Origin of the sequence: Pantoea sp. EKM103V, assembly GCF_011800365.1 — a bacterium.
Lineage (GTDB): Bacteria > Pseudomonadota > Gammaproteobacteria > Enterobacterales > Enterobacteriaceae > Pantoea > Pantoea anthophila.
Genome location: NZ_JAALFQ010000010.1, coordinates 79,502 through 98,972, shown reverse-complemented (window position 1 = coordinate 98,972; position 19,471 = coordinate 79,502). Strand labels below are relative to the sequence as shown.

Here is a 19,471-nt window from a genome sequence, read left to right as displayed (position 1 = left end):
ACTGACAATGTCAATCCGGGCTTAATTAATCCACGCGCAGCACGCGGCTGGTATTGGTCGTGCCGGTGGCACCCATCACATCACCCTGCGTCACGATGACCAGATCGCCTGATACCAGGAAACCTTTGTCACGCAGCAGATTGACGGCATCGTGTGCCGCAGCCACACCGTCGTTGTTGCTGTCGAAGTAGACCGGGGTGACGCCGCGATAGAGCGCGGTGAGGTTCAGCGTGCGCTCATGGCGCGACATGGCAAAAATCGGCAGGCCTGAGGTGATGCGCGAGGTCATCAGCGGCGTACGGCCCGACTCGGTCATAGTGATGATCGCGGTAACGCCCTGCAGATGGTTCGCGGCGTACATGGATGACATCGCAATCGCTTCTTCGATGTTATCGAACTGCACGTCCAGACGGTGTTTGGAGACGTTAACGCTCGGGATCTTTTCCGCGCCCAGGCAGACTTTCGCCATCGCCGAGACGGTTTCAGCCGGATACTGGCCTGCGGCGGTCTCCGCGGAGAGCATCACGGCGTCGGTGCCATCCAGTACGGCGTTCGCCACGTCCATGACTTCGGCACGGGTCGGCATCGGATTGGTGATCATCGACTCCATCATCTGTGTCGCGGTGATGATGGTGCGGTTAAGCTGGCGGGCGCGGCGAATCAACGCCTTCTGAATGCCGACCAGTTCCGGGTCGCCAATTTCGACGCCCAGGTCGCCACGGGCCACCATCACCACGTCAGAGGCGAGAATGATGTCATCCATCGCTTCCTGGCTGGCGACCGCCTCAGCACGCTCCACCTTCGCGACCAGACGGGCATCACAACCCGCTTCACGCGCCAGACGACGCGCCAGGTTCATATCCTCGCCACAGCGCGGGAAGGAGACGGCCAGATAATCGACCTTGATTCTGGCGGCGGTAATAATGTCCGCCTTATCTTTTTCAGTCAGGGCTTCCGCCGACAGGCCGCCGCCCAGCTTGTTGATGCCTTTATTGTTCGACAGCGGGCCACCCACGGTGACTTCAGTGAAGACTTTCATGCCCTGAACTTCCAGCACTTTGAGCTGCACGCGGCCATCATCCAGCAGCAGGATATCGCCTGGCACCACATCTTCCGGCAGGCCTTTATAGTCGATGCCCACCCGCTCTTTGTCGCCTTCGCCTTTACCCAGGGTGGCATCCAGCAGGAAGCGGTCGCCGATATTCAGGAAAACTTTGCCTTCTTTGAAGGTCGAAACACGAATTTTTGGCCCCTGGAGGTCGCCAAGGATCGCAACATGGCGGCCCAGTTTAGCGGCAATCTCACGCACTTTATCCGCACGAAGCTGGTGATCTTCTGGCGTGCCGTGAGAGAAATTGAGTCGTACAACGTTCGCGCCCGCCGCGATGATTTTTTCAAGATTGTTGTCGCGATCGGTGGCCGGACCGAGGGTAGTAACGATTTTGGTTCTTCTGAGACGTCTTGACATCGGGGACTCCGTAAACATTTAAGCGTGTCCGGATCAGTGGACACAGCATGGTTATCTATTCTATATGATCGACAGCGTGTGATACGACTCACATTGTAAATGTGATGTTAATTTTTTTGCGGTGCATCCTCTTTCCCTGGAGACTGCTTTTCGTAACGCGACGCTTTCAGCGCCTCTTTCACGCGCTTCAGGTTTTCGCGGAACGGCGCACCCCGTTCAAGGGTAAAGCCGGTCGCTAACACATCGATCACGGTCAACTGCGCCAGGCGCGACACCATCGGCAAATAGACATCAGTATCTTCCGGGACATCAAGCACTAAAGCGATGGCGGCTTCATCGGCAAGGGGTGAATCGGGAGAGGTGATGGCAATAACGGTGGAACCGTTTACACGGGCCAGGCGAGCCAGTTCTACCATATTTTTTGTGCGCCCAGTATGTGAAATGAGAACAAAAACGTCACCGGCTCGACTATTTATGCAACTCATGCGCTGGATCACAATATCGTCAGACCAGATGACAGGAATATTAAAGCGCATGAATTTGGTAAAGGCGTCATGGGCCACCACGGCGGAGGCGCCCAGACCGAAGAAAGCGACTTTATCGGCCTTCGCAAGCTGAGTGACCGCCTGCTGCAGCCGCGGACTCTCCAACTGATCCCGAACCCGCTGCAGACCTGCCAGCGCGGAGTCAAAGATTTTGTGGCTGTAGTTCTCCACACTGTCATCCTCCTCCACACCCCGGCTCACCCAGTTGCTGCCCTGCACCAGGCTTTGCGCCAGCTGCAGTTTAAAGTCGGGAAAACCGCGTGCGCCTAAACGGTGGCAGAAGCGGTTTACCGTGGGCTCACTGACGCAGGCTTCGCGTGCCAGAGTGGCAATGCTGGCGTGCATCGCCGCCTGCGGCGCCGCCAGAATCTGCCGGGCGACTTTCTGTTCCGCTTTACTCAGCGAAGCGAGCTGCACCTCAATTTTTTCCAGCATGTTCATAAGCTGATGACCATTATCATTTTTAGCAATTTCAGAAATCCCTGTCGTCAGAGCTGATTAACAGAGACTATATCGCGTCAGCGGGGGGCGGGCGCAGTGACGGACAAGCCGATTTGCGTTTTTTTTGGGATACTTTGACCCCGGGCAAATTTCACTGACACCCCCGGATACAGAAAAAACCGACAATCCGCACGCGTCATCACACCGGTTTTGCTTATCCGGTACAGAGTTAATGCGGTTAGCCCGGCGAGTCGGTTTACCTGGCGCAGGGAAAAAAGTACATTGTGCGGAAAGAAAATAATAACCTGGACCCGGTGGCAGAGGATGCATCACCACCGGACTATCCTGCAACGAGGAGAGGAAAATGGCGGTAACACAAACAGCCCAGGCATGCGATCTGGTGATTTTCGGTGCCAAAGGCGATCTTGCACGCCGTAAACTGTTGCCTTCACTGTACCAGTTAGAGAAAGCGGGTCAGATCCATGAGGAAACCCGCATTATTGGTGTCGGACGTGCTGAGTGGGACAAAGCTGAATACACCAAAGTGGTACGTGAAGCGCTGGAAACCTTCATGAAGGAGAAAGTTGACGAAGCGCTGTGGGATAAACTCAGCAACCGTCTCGATTTCTGCAACCTCGATGTCAACGACACCACGCACTTCCCTAAACTGGGCAAGATGCTCGATCAGAAAAACCGCACCACCATCAACTATTTCGCCATGCCGCCAAGCACCTTCGGTGCCATCTGTCAGGGACTGGGCACGGCGAAACTGAACGCCAAACCGGCGCGTGTTGTGATGGAGAAGCCGCTCGGCACCTCACTGGAAACCTCACAGGAGATCAACGACAGCGTTGGCGAATACTTCGATGAGAGCCAGGTGTTCCGTATTGACCACTATCTGGGCAAAGAGACGGTGCTTAACCTGCTGGCGCTGCGCTTCGCGAACTCCATCTTCGTGAACAACTGGGACAATCGCACCATTGACCACGTGCAGATCACCGTGGCCGAAGAAGTGGGTATTGAAGGTCGCTGGGGTTACTTCGACAAAGCGGGCCAGATGCGTGACATGATCCAGAACCATCTGTTGCAGATCCTGACCATGATCGCTATGTCGCCGCCGTCCGATCTCAGCGCAGACAGCATCCGCGATGAGAAAGTTAAAGTGCTGCGCTCGCTGCGCCGCATCGACCAGACCAACGTGCGTGAGAAAACCGTGCGCGGTCAGTACACCTCCGGCTTTGTACAGGGTAAAAAAGTCCCCGGCTATCTGGAGGAAGAGGGTGCCAACAAATCGAGCGCGACCGAGACTTTCGTGGCGATTCGCGTCGATATCGACAACTGGCGCTGGGCGGGTGTTCCGTTCTACCTGCGAACCGGTAAGCGTCTGCCAACCAAATGTTCTGAAGTCGTGGTCTATTTCAAAAACCCTGAGATGAACCTGTTTAAAGACTCTTACTCAGAGCTGCCGCAGAACAAGCTGACTATTCGTCTGCAGCCGGACGAAGGGGTGGATATCGAAATCCTGAACAAAGTGCCAGGTCTCGACCACAAGCATAAGCTGCAGACCACCAAGCTGGATCTGAGCTACTCTGAGACGTTTAACCAGTCGCACCTGGCCGATGCTTATGAGCGTCTGCTGCTGGAGAGCATGCGCGGGATTCAGGCGCTGTTTGTGCGTCGCGATGAAGTTGAAGCGGCATGGACCTATGTCGACTCCATCATCAACGCCTGGGCTGCGGATGGTGACTCGTCTAAACCGTATCAGGCTGGCACCTGGGGGCCGGTGGCCTCCGTCGCGATGATCACCCGCGATGGCCGTTCCTGGAACGAGTTCGAGTAACGGTAGTGATGAAGAAGCCCGCAACGCGGGCTTTTTTTTTGCCCGTCATCCGACTGGCGCAGGCAGATAAAACTGAACTGCTGTTTCAAAATGAGAGCAGGGTAATGGACGCTTCGGAAGCCGATCATGTATGGTAGTGTCATCATTACAGGGCAGGAGCCGAGGCTCCGTGACCGGGCTGCTATCCCGGTGTTATTAATCAAGGGGAACTGATGAAAAACTGGAAGATGAGTGCTGAACAGATTCTGACCACCGGGCCTGTGGTGCCGGTCATCGTCGTGAATAAGCTGGAACATGCCGTGCCGATGGCAAAAGCGCTGGTGGCGGGCGGTGTCCGGGTGCTGGAAGTGACTCTGCGCACGCCCGTCGCGATGGAGGCGTTGCGTGCGATGATCAAAGAGGTGCCGGAGGCGATTGTGGGGGCGGGAACCGTCATCAATCCGCAGCAGCTTCAGCAGGTGACCGATGCCGGCGCGCAGTTTGTTATCAGTCCGGGGATTACGGAATCACTGCTGAAGGCCGCGGTGGAAGGGCCGGTTCCCCTGATTCCGGGTATCAGCACCGTCTCTGAACTCATGACCGGAATGGACTACGGTCTGCGCGAATTTAAGTTTTTCCCGGCCGAGGCGAATGGCGGTGTCAAAGCGCTGCAGGCCATTGGCGGGCCTTTCCCGCAGGTCCGTTTCTGCCCGACTGGCGGGATCTCTCCGGCAAACTACCGTGACTATCTGGCGCTGAAAAGCGTGCTCTGCATCGGCGGTTCCTGGCTGGTGCCGAATGATGCGCTGGAAGCGGGCGACTGGGATCGCATCACCCGCCTGGCGCGTGAAGCCGTTGAAGGCGCGAAGTAAGCTGAAGCGGTGAGCGTCTGCTCACCGCACGCTGTTACCCCTGAACGGTCACCGCTGCTGCGCTGGCAACGGCACGCGCAATGGCCTCATCCGTCGTCTCACCGCTCGCCAGCGCCACACCTAAACGACGCTGACCACTAATCTCCGGCTTACCGAACAGGCGCAGTTGCAGACCGGCACCCAGCGCCGCTTCGACGTTGACGAACTGCACATTCTGGCTGGTCAGTTGCGGCAGGATAACGGCCGACGCGGACGGACCATACTGACGAATTGCGCCAACCGGCAGACCCAGGAACGCCCGCACGTGCAGCGCAAACTCTGACAGATCCTGCGAAATCAGCGTGACCATGCCGGTATCATGGGGACGCGGTGACACTTCACTGAACACCACCTCATCGCCACAGACAAACAGCTCGACGCCGAACAGACCATAGCCACCCAGCGCCTTGACCACCTGCGCGGCGACATCCTGGGCCCGCTGCAGCGCCACATCACTCATCTGCTGCGGCTGCCAGGATTCACGGTAGTCGCCATCTTCCTGACGATGACCAATCGGCGCACAGAAATGGATGCCGTCAACGGCACTGATGGTGAGCAGGGTGATTTCAAAGTCGAAGTTAACCACGCCCTCTACGATGACGCGACCGGCTCCGGCGCGGCCACCCTGCTGCGCATAGTCCCAGGCGCTGTCGAGCTGGCTGGCGTCACGGATAAAGCTCTGGCCTTTGCCGGAGGAGCTCATGACCGGTTTTACGATGCACGGAAAGCCAATCTCTGCGGCGGCTTCGTCAAAGCGTGCTTTGCTGTCGGCAAAGCGATAGCGTGAGGTCGGCAGGGATAACTCTTCCGCAGCGAGGCGACGAATCCCTTCACGGTTCATGGTCAGCCGTGCGGCACGGGCTGTCGGGACCACGCGCTGGCCCTGCTGCTCCAGCTCAACCAGGGTATCCGTGGCGATAGCCTCAATTTCCGGCACCACAAAGTCAGGTTTCTCCTGCGCGATTAACGCAGCCAGGGCCGCACCATCCAGCATGTTGATCACATGGCTGCGATGCGCCACGTGCATGGCCGGGGCATCCGGGTAGCGATCGACCGCAATCACTTCCACACCCAGACGCTGACACTCCAGCGCCACCTCTTTACCCAGTTCACCCGAACCCAAAAGCATCACACGTGTTGCCGCCGGACGCAGCGCCGTTCCGAGAGTTGTCATACATTCACCTAAGCAGTCAAAATTCGCGCGCAAGTATAAACGAAAACGTTTGCGTTCTCACCCTTCGTCCGTATAACGCCGCCATTTGCCTTACTTTTCCCGCTCTGACGTTTCCTGACAACCCTTTCGCCAGGATAGCAGGCTGACATCGTGAACAGGAGCGGATGATGAACAACTGGTTGCAACAGATTCAGTCGGTACTGGCGAAGAAGGGCGGTGACGGTAAATCGGGCGGAGGCCTGAGCGATATGCTGGCACCGGGCGCGCTGGGGGGGCTGGCCGCAATGCTGATCAGCAGTAAGTCTTCCCGCAAACTGCTGACGAAATATGGCGGCCAGGCGCTGATTATCGGCGGCGGGGCGGCGGCGGGTGCGGTACTGTGGAACAAATATAAACAGCGGGTCAGCGACGCGCATCAGAGCGAACCGGACTTCGGCGTATCGCAGACACCGGTCGATCTGCGCGCTGAGCGTCTGGTCACGGCGCTGGTGTTTGCCGCCAAAAGCGACGGACACATCGACGATCAGGAACGTGCCGCTATTGAGCAGAATATTCATCAGTCCGGCTACGGTCAGGATGCGGAAAAGCTAATCCAGAAAGCGATGAATCGCCCGCTGGACCCGCAGTGGCTGGCCGCTGACGTGAAGAACGAGGAAGAGGCGCTGGAGCTCTATTTCCTCAGCTGCGCCGCCATTGATGTCGATCATTTCATGGAACGCAGCTACCTCTCTGCGCTGGGTGACGCGCTGAAAATCCCTCAGGATGTCCGCGACGGCATTCAGCAGGATATCCAGGCCGAAAAAGCCCGTCTTCCGGCCAGTTAACTTCTCCTGGCGGGCCTCAGAAGAGGCCCCGCCTGCCGCCGCTTCCTCGCTGCCCCCTGGCTTCCCGCCACTTAAGTGTTACGCTTACAGATCATGACGTTCACGGAGACGGATGGATGAAAGCTCCCATTGCAAAAAAAATTCCTCATGAAATGGCGCTGCATGGCGAGACGCGCGTCGACAACTATTACTGGCTGCGCGACGATAAGCGCGAAAACAGCGAAGTGCTTGATTACCTGCGTGCCGAAAATAATTACGGCAAAAAAGTCATGTCGTCGCAGCAGCCGCTGCAGGACCGGGTATTAAAAGAGATCATCGACCGGCTGCCACCGGAAGATCACTCAGTGCCCTATGTCAAAAACGGCTACCGCTATCAGAGTCGCTATCAGAGCGGCAATGAGTATCCGGCCTATTACCGTCAGCCTGCGGCGAGCGAGGAGTCGGCGGAGTGGACCCTGCTGCTGGATGCCAACCAGCGCGCGTCACACAGCGACTTTTACACCATGGGCGCGCTGCATATCAGCCCCGACAACCGCGTGATGGCGCTGGCCGAGGACTTTCTCTCGCGCCGCCAGTATGGCATCCGCTTCCGCAACCTTGAGAGCGGCAGCTGGTATCCTGAAGTGCTGAGCAACGCCTCCTCCAGCTTCGCCTGGGGTAACGACTCCCGCACGCTCTACTACGTGCGGAAACACCCGCAGACGCTGCTCTCTTATCAGGTCTGGCGACACGAGCTGGGATCGCCGCAGTCTGATGATCAGCTGGTTTATGAAGAGCAGGATGACACCTATCATCTGAGCGTCCACAAGACCACCTCAAAGCAGTTCATCATGATTGCGCTCTACAGCACTAACACCAGCGAGATTCAGCTGATCGATGCTGATTTCCCCGATGCGCAGCCGCATGTGTTTCTGCCGCGCCGCCGCGATCATGAATACAGCATCGATCACTACGAGCATCAGTTCTTTATCCGGTCTAACCGGGAAGGCGAAAACTTCGGGCTCTATCGCAGCCGTTATCTGGATGAATCCCGCTGGGAGACCCTCATCCCGGCGCGTGAAAACGTAGTGATGGAAGATTTCCAGCTGTTCCGCGACTGGCTGGTGGTTGAAGAGCGGCAGCGCGGCCTGACCAGCCTGCGCCAGATTAACTGGGCCAGCGGCGAAACCAGTGGCATCGCCTTTGACGATCCCACTTACGTCACCTGGCTGGCTTACAATCCGACGCCGCGCACCAGCAAACTGCGCTACGGCTACTCCTCAATGACCACACCAACCACGCTGTTTGAGCTGGATATGGACACGGGCGAGCGCCGTATCCTGAAGCAGAGTGCGGTGAAAGGGTTCAACGCCGATGATTACAAAAGCGAGCACCACTGGATAAAAGTCAGTGATGGCACCGAAGTGCCGGTGTCGCTGGTCTATCATCGCAGACACTATCAGCCCGGCCAGAATCCAATGCTGGTCTATGGCTACGGCGCCTATGGCAGCAGCATGGATGCCGATTTCAGCGTCAGCCGTCTGAGCCTGCTGGATCGCGGCTTTGTTTTTGCCCTGATTCAGGTGCGCGGCGGCGGGGAGCTGGGGCAGCAGTGGTATGACGGCGGTCGCCTGCTGAACAAAATGAACAGCTTCACGGATTTCATCGACGTGACCAATGCGCTGGTGGCGCGCGGGATAGGGCATCCGGAACGTCTCTACGCCATGGGCGGCAGCGCAGGCGGCTTACTGATGGGCGGGGTGATCAACATGGCACCGCAGCGCTTCCATGGCGTTGTGGCGCAGGTTCCTTTTGTAGATGTTGTCACCACCATGCTCGATGAGTCGATCCCGCTGACGACCGGCGAATATGATGAGTGGGGCAATCCCGGCGATCCGGAGTACTACCGCTACATCCGCCAGTACAGCCCCTATGACAACATTGAGGCAAAAGCCTATCCGCATCTGCTGGTCACCACCGGCCTGCACGATTCGCAGGTTCAGTACTGGGAACCGGCCAAATGGGTAGCGAAACTGAGGTCGATGAAAACCGATAATAATCTGCTGCTGCTCTGCACCGATATGGATGCCGGACACGGCGGCAAATCGGGGCGCTTTAAAGCCTATGAAGGGATCGCGATGGAGTATGCCTTCCTGCTGGGGCTGGCGCAGGGCACCCTGCCCCCGGCAGAGGATTACTGAGGCTCGGTCAGGTATTTACGCAGCGCCTGCCGCAGTGGCGGGCGCAGATCGCTGACGTTATCCAGCATCCACTTCAGATAGCCCGGATCCTTGCGCGCCACCACCGCAATCGCCTGACCACGGTATTTGCCGAACGGCAGAATGTCGTCGCGCTGGGCCGCCGGTTGTGAGCGCACAATCATCTCGGAGGCGTTCCAGCCCGAAGTCTCCATAATGCGGATCAGCAGGGCCGCCGTCACATAGCAGTCATAGAGCGCGCGGTGCGCATGCAGATCGGCTGGCGGGGTAACATCCAGCTTCAGGGAATGACGCAGGGCCTGGTTGCCATATTTGATGCCCGGCCAGAGCTGACGCGCCAGCTGCATGGTGCAGATCCATTCGCCAAACATCTCCGGCAGCATCCGGCGGTCAAAGCTGGCGTTATGTGCCACATAGAATGCACTGCCGTAGTAGCGCGGGATCGCCTCTTCGATGGTCGGTTTTCCGGCGACCATCGCTTCGGTGATGCGGTGCACGGCCATCGCCTGACGGCTGATGGGGCGGTCAGGCAGGATGAGATCGCTCATCGGATTCACAATCTGACCATCAACCACATCGACTGAGGCCACTTCCACCACGCCACCCTGCAGGCCGCAGGTTTCGGTATCAATTACGCGAAACATCATTGCTTCATCTTCGGTTCATAAGGGAGGCGTGACAGGCTCAGTGACGCCTGGCGGTAATGCATCAGACGCTGACGAAACCAGTCACGCAGCGCTTCGGGCTGCTCCTGGGCCACCATCTCGGCAACCACCGGCATGTTATAGCGCTCTTTAAACGCCACGCCTGCAGCCGCTAAATCGACGTTTAACTTATCTTTCTCGTCCTGGGACAGCAGGGCAAGGTTATGGCTCATAATATTCTCCTGATGACAGGGGGCAAAAGTAATGTTTTCGCCGGTCTGAATCAAGGATTAAGGATCGCATTGCTGGCCTCGACAGTGCAAATGCAGCAGCGTATCCTTTTGCCTCGTTTATCGCCCTGGCGGCGGCTAAAAGGATGATCTGATGCAGAAAAAACACATTTCCCGCATGGTTATTACGCTGGTGGCAGCCGGTGCAATGGCATTCAGCTCGCTGGCTGCTGCGCATGCCCATCTCCGCGCATCCACGCCGGCGGCCAAAGCAGAAGTAACGACCGCTACCGATGCGCTGACGCTGACTTTCACTGAAGAGATTGAACCTGCGTTCAGCGGCGTTATGCTGCTTGACGATCATCAGAAGCCTGTTGCGACGGAGAAGGCGCGCGTAGCGTCCGGCCACAAAGATCGGCTGATTGTCAGCCTGCCTCAGCCACTGAAAGCGGGGCGCTATAAGGTTAACTGGCATGTCCTGTCGGTGGATGGACATAAAACCGCAGGAAGCTACCGCTTCAGCGTGAAGTAAGCGTCGTGATGACCCTCTGGCCAGCGCTGCGTGCGCTCCATTTTGCTGCCGTGATGCTGCTGACCGCCAGCGCCTGCTACAGCGCGCTGCTGGCACCAGAACGTTATCGTCCACAACTGGCGCGGCGACTTAATCCGCTGGTAAACGGAAGTGCGTGGCTGGCCCTGCTCAGCGCGCTGGCGATGCTGGCCTGCCAGAATGTGCTGATGAGTGGCGACAGCGCCAATCTGCTTCAGCCTGACATCTGGCTGGCGGTGCTGGGCACCCATTTCGGTGCGGTGTGGCAGTGGGAAATCGTGTTCAGCGTGCTCGCCGTGTCGGCGTTATTACTGGCCGCGCAACTACGCCAGCAGGCCTTACTGCTGGCAGGCGTGCTGCAACTGGCCTGTATGGCCCTGACGGGGCATGCCGCGATGCGGGAAGGCTGGCCTGGCCTGCTGCATCAGATCAACCATGCGCTGCACCTGATTGCGGCAGCGTTCTGGGTGGGGGGACTTGTTCCGCTTCTGCTGCTGATGCGTGAAGCGCGCCAGATCGATCGCCGCACCGATGCGATCCGCACCATGATGCGCTTTTCGCGCTACGGTCATCTGGCGGTCGCGTTAACGCTGCTGACCGGCGGGGTGAACAGCCTGATGATCCTGGGCTGGCCGCTGACATGGCACGCATCCCGCTATAGTCTGTTGTTGCTGGGGAAAGTACTGCTGGTGGCCCTGATGGTGGGAGTGGCGCTGATTAACCGTTACTGGCTGGTGCCGCGTTTCCGCGTCGCGGGTAGCGGCACCCAGCAAAAATTTATCCGCATGACACAGCTCGAACTGCTGCTGGCGTGTGGCGTGGTTGGGCTGGTCAGCGTGTTTGCCACGCTGTCGCCAGCCTGAATGTGATTTAAGAGAGAAAAGGGCAGTTATGTTGCTGAAGAAAGTGGTCCCCGCAATCCTGTTATTATCTGTATGCGGCCAGGCGCTGGCGGCACAAATCATTACCGTCAGCCGCTTTGAGATCGGTAAAGATAAGTGGCCGTTTAATCGTGAAGAGGTGATGCTGACCTGCGAGAAAGACGGTGCCATGTTTGCCATCAACCCGAGCACGCTGATGCAATACCCGCTGAACGACAAAGCGGATGCGCTGTTTAAAAGCAACCAGGTGAAAGCGCAGCCGATCAGCGTGATCCAGAGCGAGGATAAAGCGCATCCGGGCCAGATGATGAGCCTGCAGCCGATTGTTGAGCGCACTCAGGCGCTGTGCGGTAAGTAAGCCTGCCGGGTGCAGCATCACGCTGCGCCCGACTGTTTTTTGCCGTTGCGATCACAAACTGATCCTGTTTATGGCCCTGTGCCGTGCCTCAGCTGGCAATTCCTCCGCGCTGTTCTAATCTTAAGTTGCAAGGCGTTATCGCCTTCATAAATGCCAACTTTTAGCGCACGGCTCCTTGAGAGCCATTTCCCTGGACCGAATATAGGAATCGTATTCGGTCTTTTTTTGGTGTGTTGGTTTGTATGGTATTTTTGTTGGTGGTAACGAAATTTCCCGAAAAATTCCCTAAATCACCATATCCAATCTAAACCATCACATATTCCTGACCGCGTAAATCGAGATACTTTTTAGTCATTGAAAGGTTTTTATGATCGAGAAACCGTTGCGCAAAATCCTCTCCATTTTCCAATTCATAAAGTCGGCTGGCAAGGCTTCTGATTTCATGCAATGTCGGCGGGTCAGGGCCAAATTTAATTCCGCTTATTTCACGCGATTCTGCAAATGCACCGGTGAGCGCATCTGGTGAAACCGCTCCTGGCTTTCTGCCACCGCGACGGACTGATGAGTAAATCAGGCTGTCTGATGGGTTACCCTTCCGGCACTCTTCTATTACTGCTTCAAGCGTTAGCCCCGGTTCTTTCAGCTCAAGGCTAAGTGGAACCGCCAGCTTATAATGTTACGGAAGCAAGAAATTCTCGCCTCATAAAATTCATTTGGCAAACCTTCTAACATGCAACCACTGGCCCACTGCAAAAGCTGTTCATCTGAATACTCTGGCTCGACGGTCAGCGCCGTCTGCTGATTGCTTATGAGCCGCTTGAATGTGTTGAGAAAGGAAAACATACCACCTCCTTGGTTTTGCCAAGGTAAACATAGTATTGCCATCACCATGGACTGTATTATTTGATAGCAATATATCCGAGGGGATAAAGAGGCTCTCAATGTCAGACAACTACCGCATCACCGTCACCACCAAATCCGGTGAAACGCATTAAGGCCTGATGAGCCGGTCTCAGCCGGAGATGGTGAATAGCTTTATCGGTATTGCTCAGGAAAATAGGGCTTGGGTATACCTCGCGCCGGATGACGTGCTCAAGATAGAGTACGTTCCAGAGCAAAAAGAGTAAGATGAACTCCACCACATAGGAGTAGGTCGCAATGAAGTTAAGGACAAGATTTGAGGATTACACGGAAGTCGAGTTTACAGCGTTAGTAGCGGAAATTTTCAGTGCCCAAGGTGGTGAAAAGTACCAAGACGAATTGCTGGAGAATTTTATCGCTGTCAGTGAGCATCCAGAGGGTTCAGACCTGATTTACTACAATTTTGACGACGACCTGAATCCCGAGAAGGTTGTTACGACAGTGAGAGAGTGGCGCAAAGGTCAGGGACTGGCCGATTTCAAGGCGTAGTCATCACAAGGCGCATTTGCGAGTGCGCCTGATGATGTATTGCCAAATTGTGGGAATCGTTCAATGATAGTTATTTGCGCTACCTTGAGGCTCTTATGTCTAATCGATATTTTGCAAAGAGTGAAAACATCCCTACTGAATAAGAAAGAGAGTTACACGCACATTTCAGACACCATTTGAATCATGATGTGAAAGCATCTTACATGCCAGGAAAGAATGGAAACTATGTAATCGTTGCTGATAAGGTTGGCGAGTCAATCACACAAATATTTGGTGGTACAGACGAGAAATTTATCGATCTTTACCACATAGATGAGTACAGCACGTTTTAGCAAGCCGCCTACGGGCGATTTTTTATTGGAGTAAATATGGCGATACCAGATTGGTGGGCCATTAAGTTGGCTTACCGTGCTTTGATAACTCACTGAGCTGGGTTATGATTTGTAAGTCAGGTGCGCGAGATGGCCGAGCGAAAGCTCTGACGGGACAAAGCGTGACATGAGCTACATCAGGCAGTGGTGCACGTGGCCGATACTGCATGAACGTGGGTTCGAATCCCACCCTGACAAATGACCGCCCACGGGCGGTTTTTTCTTGGAGTGGGCATAGTAAAATCGCGGTGTGTTAATCAACGGAGAGCAGGTCACCTGGATTAAAACCAAAAAGTTAAACGCCATCCTGTTTTATTCTCTTCTACTCAGCTGCACTCTGTGTCGCCATTTTTTGCCATTAACGCCAGCGGATTGCAGCGAATTGCATCTTCAAGATGGTCGTGCGCAAAGTGCGTATAACGAATCGTCACTCTGATGCCGGAATGCCCGGGAATACGTTACAACACGATGGTATTTCCTCAGGCAATCCGAACGCCGTAATGGTAATCCTATGCCATGAAGCGGTTCTCCTTTGAGGGGGCAGCTACAGTCAGGTGCCTGGGAAGGAAATCACGCCGCTGTCACTGTGTGGACTCTGACGCAACGAGCAAATCTGCTGCCCGCTGGCAGGGACTAAAAAAGCCAGCGCCCGGCAGCGGCCGACTCCATAAACATGCGTATCGTCAGCGGGGATTTATCCTGCTCTACCGGTGCGCGGGAGAAAAAAGGACGGGTTTTCCAGGGGAAATAAGCGGCGGGCGTAAAACCAGCTGGCTGAATATTAAAAACGCGAAAAAACGATTCTGCCATATCTGCTATATCGTCTGCTTCAAACAGTTCCTGCAGAATGTCGTCGTCACCAATTTGAATATTTTTTAAGAAGAGCGTTGTCACCAGCGGCAGCTCTCGCAGAATGTATTCACGCACCGCATCAGGAGTTGATGTAATATTATTCACCAGATTTTATCCTCCTGCCTCACAATCAGGTTATAGCGATGGACGGTGCGGAAACTGATTTGTGCCACATCATTTGCCAGAATCAGCCATCCCACAACTGGCACGGCCCTGCCTATAAATGTTCCGAGGTTATTCACTCAAAAAATCTTCAGCCCGCTTTTCAACTGCTGGAGCCGGATATTAACCGGAAGCTGTACGACATGCCAGAATATCTCAGCGCGCTTAACTCTGCCTGGCAATATGAGGCGGCGACGCTGTTCCGCTGCAAGTATTATCAGAACTGCGCGCATGCCGGTTACATCATCTACATGACCTCAGCGGCGCAGAGCAGCAGCGATGTCGACCGGATGCGTCAGGCGATGCGCGATACTAAAAGGCTGGGTAACATCCGCAACCTGTTCATGTACGCACCCAACGGCATCAAGATTCTGCCGCTTAGTGAAGTCGCAACGAGAAACGATTTCTTTAACATCAGGAAAACCAGCCGCGACGACCTGTTGAGTGAGCACCGCGTGCCGCCTCAGATGATGGGAGTTATTCCGGACAACTCAGGTGGATTCAGGGATGCAGTGAAGGCGGCGCAGGTGTTTATGAACCACTGCAGAAACGAATGAAGGAAATTAATAACTGGCCGGGAGAAGAGGTGTTCACGTTTCGCCCTTATTCGCTGGAAGCGGCAGCAACAAACTAAAGATATAACGCCTGCATATGCAGGCGTTAATTATTTACCTAACCATCTTCCGGCCTGTGCAGACTCAACTAGCAGGCGGATAGTAAGCGGATCATGTGGTGCGGTGAAATCTTCCGGAAAATAGTTGGTAAAAGTGATGGTGCCGGGGTCAATGCTAAAACTGTCAGCATATCGCTCAAGCAATTCATAAGCGTCAATGGGATCCATGCGAAAGTCATTGTTCAGATCAGTGTCGAGTTCAAGCTTATAACGTCTTAATGTGAACAAACTTCTGCCGTTATAATCTTCAACCAGCGCAAACACAGCCTTCTCTATATCCTCACCTACCATATCCTGTCGTCCTTATGAGCAATAAGGTTGTATTTTACCGTAGTTTTCCAGCCTATCTCTGCTACATCAGCGGCCATAATAACCCATCCCAAAACCGGAATTGTGCGACCGACGAACGTACCCAATTTGTGAGTCATTAACATTCTAATTTGAAGAGGTTTTTTTGGATTTTGTATCCATGTGGGTAATCTGAAAGGAAGACGGTAATCGCGTAACAGTTTACGCGAATAGACCGAAGCATAAGAGGTGCCTTTCCACGCCCCTTTTAGCTTCCCTGATACGTCAATCGTATTTTGTCCCGAGTAAATGGCAGCTATCGCGATGATATCTTTTGCACCGATGAAGTGCTCGGCGGTCATATCAATCATAATCCAGAAATAAAGCTCTCCGGGGGAAAGGTTGGTAAGCCCGCCATAGAAGTAAGTCCCGTTTAACTGCTCAGTTGTATCCATATTATTCCCTTACATGGTTAACCGTACTGGTCAAAACTTTACCATATTGCCATACATCATCTGCTGCTCTAAGACCCATTTTACGAAGTTCTTAAGCCCTGCTGTGTTGATACCTCACTAAACAACTGCACGCGTGGGTAGGCCGCTGACACGGCCTCCGAATACATGTTTGTACCCATCGCGCGTAATGCTATCCCCGCCACGCCTGCCAGCGTTGCACAATGTTTGTAATCCATGTGGTCAGAGGCCTCGGAAGGGCATCAAAGCGGGTGCCGCTGAGAAGAGGACCAGATGCTGCAAAAAAATGTTGGTATGTGGCGGACGGGTTTTAGGTCATTTACGATAGTCGATCTGAATTACGGCGTAGCTAATCCTGTCCTGTCGATCTTTTTAAGCAATCAGCTCTCTCCATATCATCCTCTGCAAAAGTAATCGCGCTGATCAGAAGGTTACGCTAGTCAGTCTGCCTGTCATGCGTTTTTTCCAGCCAGCCCCGTCCTGCTGCACGTGGATTTCAGTTTTCAATGTGCGCACGGCAGACCAGAAACACCGTTAACTCACAGGCATTACCGCTGTTAAAATCACCAACTTTCAGAATAATGATATTTTCAGCCTGCTCGCAGAATCATAAAATGCTGCTTTAACAGGGAGATATACCATGAAGAATGTTGTGCTAAGTATGCTTGCCAAGATTTCACAAATAGATGCAAGCACCAAACAACTCACCGCGCGCGTTGAGGCGCAGTCTCTGTTGATCAGTGCGCTGGTGCTCGCGGTAAGTAAGCAGGGCGGCGTAACGGAGATGATCGAGGGCGCGAACAAGGCGATTAACACGGTTATTGACTCCGCAGACTCGGATGAAATGCTCAAGTCTGATGCGGCGCTTCTTTTAAGCGAACTTCAGGATTTACTGATTATCTCCCGCGCGGTTGATGGCGCAGATGAAGAAATCAATCATGAGGCACTCAATGAACTGGCCGGGGTGACCTCACCCGCACAGCTTCTTCAGGAAGATAATTGATTCGTTGCCTCTGGCCCGCCGCGCGCGGGCTTTTCAGTTCCATTTCTCGTTGAGCAACGTTCTCAGATCCCTTTCAGACAGGCTGTCACCCAGGGTGAGATATTTCCGTGCAGGGCAGGGCGTTAAATGAAGCGACAGGGCAAAAAAGCTCAGTCATTATCAAAGGAACGTTATGCAGCGCAATCAGAGACACCCATGAAACGTGCATTATTATGGCTGCTTCACTCTTTTTCAGATTGGATTGCTATTGCCGTTATTGTGGCGGGCATCTATCTCTTCATTAGCTTTGTGCCGCAGCATGCAACGCTGCTCAGTGTTGCATGGGTTGTCACCATTTCTTATCTCTATATCCGATACAGCCGCGGATAGTGATGACGTCCTGCGGGTAATCCGCTCTGATTCTTAGCCCGGGAACCACCCGGAGAGGACACACTGTCGTAACGTAACAGGGTCAGAAGCACCGCAAAATCTCATCCGTAATCGCTTCACGTTGACCATAGTCAATGTACTCTGCGAGCCTCCGCAAACGCGTAAATACGTTTATCCCGCGTATAAAAAAGCAGACGTACCCTGAGGCGGTGATATTCAACCAGGATGCGTTATGTTTTTGAAAAAAGTTATACCCTGTCTGATTTTAGCGCTGGCAAGTTCAGCTATGTCCGGCTGTGTGATGGCGGAAGGTGGTCGTCATCATTATGGTCACGCTTCTGACTGGCATCATGATGGCCGACCGGCTATGCCAGATGCGTCGCAGCACATGGGGCCGCCGCCAGCGGCATCCCGGCATATGGGCCCCCCGCCTGTCCGGAACCCCTCTAAGCATATGGGCCCGCCGCCGGCACCGTCGTCTGACAGCGGCATCCATCGCTGGCATGCATGAGTGCCACGCATGTGGCACTGCCTTCACAGAATGCAACACAACCTCACTGGCTCGCACCCAAAGCTCAACGGTTAGCTTGTTATCACGGCCGTTTGGCTTATTCTGAACGTTCAATCAAATGGAGGAACGTTTATGAAAGCGGCAATAGCAAATAGTGAACACCAGGTTGAAGTTGTTGAGAAGACACTGCGTCCTCTCAAAACCGGCGAAGCACGGCTCAGGATGGAATGCTGTGGTGTATGCCATACCGATTTGCATGTGAAGAACGGGGACTTCGGCGATAAAACCGGTGTCACGCTGGGTCACGAAGGTATCGGGATTGTTGAGGAGGTTGCGCCGGATGTGACCTCTCTCAAGCCGGGCGATCGCGCCAGCGTGGCCTGGTTCTTCAAGGGCTGCGGTCACTGTGAATACTGTAACTCCGGTAATGAAACGCTCTGCCGGGAGGTGGTTAATGCGGGTTATACCGCCGATGGTGGTATGGCTGAAGAGTGTATCGTGGTTGCAGACTACTCGGTCAAGGTTCCCGAGGGGCTGGACCCTTTTGCAGCCAGCAGCGTAACCTGCGCCGGCGTCACCACCTATAAAGCGGTGAAAGTCTCTGAGGTCAAACCGGGCCAGTGGCTGGCGATTTATGGTCTCGGCGGGTTAGGCAATCTCGCCCTGCAGTATGCTAAAAATGTCTTTAACGCCAAAGTGATCGCCATTGATGTGAGCGACGGTCAGCTGGCGCTGGCGAAAGAGATGGGTGCCGACCTGGTGGTGAACTCCGCCAGTGAAGACGCGGCGCGCTTTATTCAGGAAAAAACCGGCGGGGCGCACGCGGCCGTCGTGACCGCCGTGGCCAAAGCGGCCTTTAACTCGGCAGTAGATGCGGTCAGAGCCGGGGGACGGGTGGTGGCAGTCGGACTTCCGCCGGAAGCGATGAGCCTGAACATCCCACGTCTGGTACTCGATGGCATTCAGGTGGTGGGATCGCTGGTCGGCACCCGCAACGATCTGGCGGAAGCCTTCCAGTTTGCGGCGGAAGGAAAAGTGGTGCCTAAGGTCACCAAAAGGAAGATTGGCGAGGTGAACGACATCTTCGATGAGATGATCCACGGCAAAATTCGCGGCAGGATGGTGATCGACTTCACCGGTCACTCTGCCTGATCAGAAGCGCCTGACCTGATGCTGAAGCCCGCCCTGAGCGGGCTTTTTTGTGACTGAAGTGTTAAATGCCACGGGTTGTGCAGTTACCGCCTGGGTTAAAACATTAATAAGCACTGCTTTATGTTTCATGATGTTTTTTTTGGCTTGCACTTTACCGGTAACAT

21 protein-coding genes and 2 pseudogenes are annotated in these 19,471 nt (G+C 54.7%); 12 read left to right on the top strand and 11 right to left on the bottom strand.

Translation table 11 applies throughout. The features are described from left to right. Positions 1–25: 25 nt before the first annotated feature. Complete coding sequence (pyk, locus tag HFD97_RS17920) at positions 26–1,468, bottom strand: pyruvate kinase (protein WP_009089741.1); 1,443 nt, start codon at positions 1,466–1,468, stop codon at positions 26–28. 107 nt (positions 1,469–1,575) lie between these two features. Further along, entirely contained in the window at positions 1,576–2,454 is an 879-nt protein-coding gene (locus tag HFD97_RS17915) for a MurR/RpiR family transcriptional regulator (protein WP_167430736.1), read from the bottom strand. A 364-nt stretch (positions 2,455–2,818) separates the two neighbouring features. Here HFD97_RS17915 and zwf point away from each other — a divergent pair, with 364 nt between their 5' ends. Together zwf and HFD97_RS17905 are read left to right on the top strand one after the other, a co-directional pair. Further along, on the top strand, positions 2,819–4,294 hold the full coding sequence (gene zwf / locus HFD97_RS17910) for a glucose-6-phosphate dehydrogenase (RefSeq protein ID WP_009089746.1): 1,476 nt from the start codon (positions 2,819–2,821) through the stop codon (positions 4,292–4,294). A 212-nt stretch (positions 4,295–4,506) separates the two neighbouring features. Beyond that, positions 4,507–5,145 carry a bifunctional 4-hydroxy-2-oxoglutarate aldolase/2-dehydro-3-deoxy-phosphogluconate aldolase gene (locus HFD97_RS17905; protein ID WP_009089747.1) on the top strand — a complete coding sequence of 213 codons (639 nt, stop codon included), beginning with the start codon at positions 4,507–4,509 and terminating at the stop codon, positions 5,143–5,145. 34 nt (positions 5,146–5,179) lie between these two features. On the opposite strand, the gene purT is transcribed toward HFD97_RS17905, so the two are convergent. After that, on the bottom strand, positions 5,180–6,358 hold the full coding sequence (purT, locus tag HFD97_RS17900) for a formate-dependent phosphoribosylglycinamide formyltransferase (protein ID WP_009089749.1): 1,179 nt from the start codon (positions 6,356–6,358) through the stop codon (positions 5,180–5,182). A gap of 167 nt (positions 6,359–6,525) precedes the next feature. Between purT and HFD97_RS17895 the strand changes: the two genes are divergently transcribed. Next, complete coding sequence (locus HFD97_RS17895) at positions 6,526–7,182, top strand: tellurite resistance TerB family protein (RefSeq protein WP_046101979.1); 657 nt, start codon at positions 6,526–6,528, stop codon at positions 7,180–7,182. Between the two features lie 116 nt (positions 7,183–7,298). Further along, complete coding sequence (locus HFD97_RS17890) at positions 7,299–9,362, top strand: prolyl oligopeptidase family serine peptidase (RefSeq protein WP_167430737.1); 2,064 nt, start codon at positions 7,299–7,301, stop codon at positions 9,360–9,362. Here HFD97_RS17890 and exoX read toward each other — a convergent pair. Further along, entirely contained in the window at positions 9,356–10,027 is a 672-nt protein-coding gene (gene exoX / locus HFD97_RS17885; RefSeq protein ID WP_181161900.1) for an exodeoxyribonuclease X, read from the bottom strand. The two genes, HFD97_RS17890 and exoX, sit on opposite strands and share 7 nt — an antisense overlap. Then, positions 10,024–10,257 (bottom strand): DNA polymerase III subunit theta, encoded by a 234-nt coding sequence (locus HFD97_RS17880; RefSeq protein WP_046101977.1) that lies wholly within the window; start codon positions 10,255–10,257, stop codon positions 10,024–10,026. The genes exoX and HFD97_RS17880 overlap by 4 nt, the downstream gene beginning before the upstream one ends. Before the next feature lie 151 nt (positions 10,258–10,408). Between HFD97_RS17880 and copC the strand changes: the two genes are divergently transcribed. Genes copC through HFD97_RS17865 form a run of 3 tightly spaced genes read left to right on the top strand, consistent with a single transcriptional unit; the run spans position 10,409 to position 12,043 of the window. After that, the gene (gene copC / locus HFD97_RS17875) at positions 10,409–10,786 is read left to right on the top strand and encodes a copper homeostasis periplasmic binding protein CopC (protein ID WP_167430738.1); all 378 of its coding nucleotides are present in this window, start codon (positions 10,409–10,411) and stop codon (positions 10,784–10,786) included. 5 nt (positions 10,787–10,791) lie between these two features. After that, complete coding sequence (copD, locus tag HFD97_RS17870) at positions 10,792–11,667, top strand: copper homeostasis membrane protein CopD (RefSeq protein ID WP_167430739.1); 876 nt, start codon at positions 10,792–10,794, stop codon at positions 11,665–11,667. A gap of 28 nt (positions 11,668–11,695) precedes the next feature. After that, positions 11,696–12,043 (top strand): YebY family protein, encoded by a 348-nt coding sequence (locus tag HFD97_RS17865; RefSeq protein WP_009089760.1) that lies wholly within the window; start codon positions 11,696–11,698, stop codon positions 12,041–12,043. Between the two features lie 304 nt (positions 12,044–12,347). Here HFD97_RS17865 and HFD97_RS17860 read toward each other — a convergent pair whose 3' ends face one another. Together HFD97_RS17860 and HFD97_RS17855 are read right to left on the bottom strand one after the other, a co-directional pair. Beyond that, a complete protein-coding gene (locus HFD97_RS17860) occupies positions 12,348–12,653 on the bottom strand; it encodes a tyrosine-type recombinase/integrase (RefSeq protein WP_244319729.1) in 306 nt (101 codons plus the stop codon). 29 nt (positions 12,654–12,682) lie between these two features. Continuing rightward, positions 12,683–12,886, bottom strand: a complete 204-nt coding sequence (locus HFD97_RS17855) for a hypothetical protein (RefSeq protein ID WP_167430740.1) — start codon at positions 12,884–12,886, stop codon at positions 12,683–12,685. 315 nt (positions 12,887–13,201) lie between these two features. Between HFD97_RS17855 and HFD97_RS17850 the strand changes: the two genes are divergently transcribed. After that, positions 13,202–13,453, top strand: coding sequence for a bacteriocin immunity protein (locus HFD97_RS17850; protein WP_167430741.1), 252 nt, complete (start codon positions 13,202–13,204; stop codon positions 13,451–13,453). A 1,004-nt stretch (positions 13,454–14,457) separates the two neighbouring features. On the opposite strand, the gene HFD97_RS17845 is transcribed toward HFD97_RS17850, so the two are convergent. Together HFD97_RS17845 and HFD97_RS22515 are read right to left on the bottom strand one after the other, a co-directional pair. Then, entirely contained in the window at positions 14,458–14,781 is a 324-nt protein-coding gene (locus HFD97_RS17845; RefSeq protein ID WP_167430742.1) for a DUF1493 family protein, read from the bottom strand. After that, positions 14,778–14,936: pseudogene (locus HFD97_RS22515) on the bottom strand (STM2901 family protein); the annotation flags it as partial. The pseudogene HFD97_RS22515 and the gene HFD97_RS17845, both read right to left, overlap by 4 nt. Positions 14,937–14,939: 3 nt before the next feature. On the opposite strand from HFD97_RS22515, the pseudogene HFD97_RS17840 reads away from it, so the two are divergent. Further along, positions 14,940–15,472 (top strand): annotated as a pseudogene (locus HFD97_RS17840) (Presumed portal vertex protein); the annotation flags it as partial. A gap of 30 nt (positions 15,473–15,502) precedes the next feature. Here HFD97_RS17840 and HFD97_RS17835 read toward each other — a convergent pair. Both HFD97_RS17835 and HFD97_RS17830 read right to left on the bottom strand, forming a co-directional pair. Further along, positions 15,503–15,802: a DUF1493 family protein gene (locus HFD97_RS17835; RefSeq protein ID WP_167430743.1), complete on the bottom strand. Its 300-nt coding sequence runs from the start codon at positions 15,800–15,802 to the stop codon at positions 15,503–15,505. After that, positions 15,796–16,254: an STM2901 family protein gene (locus tag HFD97_RS17830; protein ID WP_167430744.1), complete on the bottom strand. Its 459-nt coding sequence runs from the start codon at positions 16,252–16,254 to the stop codon at positions 15,796–15,798. Before HFD97_RS17830 ends, HFD97_RS17835 begins: the two co-directional genes overlap by 7 nt. Before the next feature lie 658 nt (positions 16,255–16,912). Between HFD97_RS17830 and iraP the strand changes: the two genes are divergently transcribed. From iraP to adhP, 3 genes are all read left to right on the top strand, one after another. Beyond that, positions 16,913–17,275 carry an anti-adapter protein IraP gene (iraP, locus tag HFD97_RS17825; protein WP_033736214.1) on the top strand — a complete coding sequence of 121 codons (363 nt, stop codon included), beginning with the start codon at positions 16,913–16,915 and terminating at the stop codon, positions 17,273–17,275. Between the two features lie 126 nt (positions 17,276–17,401). Then, positions 17,402–17,644: a hypothetical protein gene (locus tag HFD97_RS17820; RefSeq protein ID WP_167430745.1), complete on the top strand. Its 243-nt coding sequence runs from the start codon at positions 17,402–17,404 to the stop codon at positions 17,642–17,644. 643 nt (positions 17,645–18,287) lie between these two features. After that, positions 18,288–19,307 (top strand): alcohol dehydrogenase AdhP, encoded by a 1,020-nt coding sequence (gene adhP / locus HFD97_RS17815; RefSeq protein WP_009089768.1) that lies wholly within the window; start codon positions 18,288–18,290, stop codon positions 19,305–19,307. Positions 19,308–19,471 lie beyond the last annotated feature (164 nt).

Excerpts from the sequence above, each read along its gene's own strand:
- pyk (WP_009089741.1), bottom strand. The coding sequence starts at position 1,468 with ATGTCAAGACGTCTCAGAAGAACCAAAATCGTTACTACCCTCGGTCCG.
- HFD97_RS17915 (WP_167430736.1), bottom strand. The coding sequence starts at position 2,454 with ATGAACATGCTGGAAAAAATTGAGGTGCAGCTCGCTTCGCTGAGTAAA.
- zwf (WP_009089746.1), top strand. The coding sequence starts at position 2,819 with ATGGCGGTAACACAAACAGCCCAGGCATGCGATCTGGTGATTTTCGGT.
- HFD97_RS17905 (WP_009089747.1), top strand. The coding sequence starts at position 4,507 with ATGAAAAACTGGAAGATGAGTGCTGAACAGATTCTGACCACCGGGCCT.
- purT (WP_009089749.1), bottom strand. The coding sequence starts at position 6,358 with ATGACAACTCTCGGAACGGCGCTGCGTCCGGCGGCAACACGTGTGATG.
- HFD97_RS17895 (WP_046101979.1), top strand. The coding sequence starts at position 6,526 with ATGAACAACTGGTTGCAACAGATTCAGTCGGTACTGGCGAAGAAGGGC.
- HFD97_RS17890 (WP_167430737.1), top strand. The coding sequence starts at position 7,299 with ATGAAAGCTCCCATTGCAAAAAAAATTCCTCATGAAATGGCGCTGCAT.
- exoX (WP_181161900.1), bottom strand. The coding sequence starts at position 10,027 with ATGATGTTTCGCGTAATTGATACCGAAACCTGCGGCCTGCAGGGTGGC.
- HFD97_RS17880 (WP_046101977.1), bottom strand. The coding sequence starts at position 10,257 with ATGAGCCATAACCTTGCCCTGCTGTCCCAGGACGAGAAAGATAAGTTA.
- copC (WP_167430738.1), top strand. The coding sequence starts at position 10,409 with ATGCAGAAAAAACACATTTCCCGCATGGTTATTACGCTGGTGGCAGCC.
- HFD97_RS17865 (WP_009089760.1), top strand. The coding sequence starts at position 11,696 with ATGTTGCTGAAGAAAGTGGTCCCCGCAATCCTGTTATTATCTGTATGC.
- HFD97_RS17855 (WP_167430740.1), bottom strand. The coding sequence starts at position 12,886 with ATGTTTTCCTTTCTCAACACATTCAAGCGGCTCATAAGCAATCAGCAG.
- HFD97_RS17850 (WP_167430741.1), top strand. The coding sequence starts at position 13,202 with ATGAAGTTAAGGACAAGATTTGAGGATTACACGGAAGTCGAGTTTACA.
- HFD97_RS17835 (WP_167430743.1), bottom strand. The coding sequence starts at position 15,802 with ATGGTAGGTGAGGATATAGAGAAGGCTGTGTTTGCGCTGGTTGAAGAT.
- HFD97_RS17830 (WP_167430744.1), bottom strand. The coding sequence starts at position 16,254 with ATGGATACAACTGAGCAGTTAAACGGGACTTACTTCTATGGCGGGCTT.
- iraP (WP_033736214.1), top strand. The coding sequence starts at position 16,913 with ATGAAGAATGTTGTGCTAAGTATGCTTGCCAAGATTTCACAAATAGAT.
- HFD97_RS17820 (WP_167430745.1), top strand. The coding sequence starts at position 17,402 with ATGAAGCGACAGGGCAAAAAAGCTCAGTCATTATCAAAGGAACGTTAT.
- adhP (WP_009089768.1), top strand. The coding sequence starts at position 18,288 with ATGAAAGCGGCAATAGCAAATAGTGAACACCAGGTTGAAGTTGTTGAG.